The following is a 411-nucleotide window of genomic DNA, read 5'->3' on the forward strand; positions in this document are numbered from 1 at the left end:
TCCGGCAGGACCGACAGCACCGCATCGGCGACGTCGCCGTACTCGTCGGGCTCCAGCATGTCGGTGTCCCAGCCGAAGCCCTCGGCCTCACACACCGCTTGACGGATGCGGTCGCGGAGCGCGGCCCGGTCTGTGGGCGGCGGTACGGCGGCAGGCTCGGCCAGTGCGCCACGGATCTGGTCCCGCAACTCGCACCCGGCACAGCCGAGGTTCGCGGCCATGTTGTCGTGCCGGGCAACAGAGCCGTGCAGGGCAGACAGGTAGGCCTCGGCGCGGCGGAGAAGGTCGGCGGTGGGTTCGGTCATTGGGTGCTCCTGGTGGGATGGTGGGCCGGCGGCCGCCCGGCTAGGTCCCGGGCGGCCGTTCTGGTTGTCGGGGGCGGGCTCACACAACGGGCGCGGACGGCTCGGC

Annotated in this window: 1 protein-coding gene; it reads right to left on the reverse strand. The window is 73.0% G+C overall.

All coding sequences use genetic code 11. The annotated features are described in order from the left end of the window. Window positions 1-305: hypothetical protein (locus I8N67_RS42030; RefSeq protein WP_200309690.1), on the reverse strand; the 305-nt coding region annotated here is incomplete at its 3' end. Between the last annotated feature and the right edge of the window lie 106 nt (window positions 306-411).

Source organism: Streptomyces adelaidensis (assembly GCF_016598475.1).
In the GTDB taxonomy this organism is placed as follows: domain Bacteria; phylum Actinomycetota; class Actinomycetes; order Streptomycetales; family Streptomycetaceae; genus Streptomyces; species Streptomyces adelaidensis.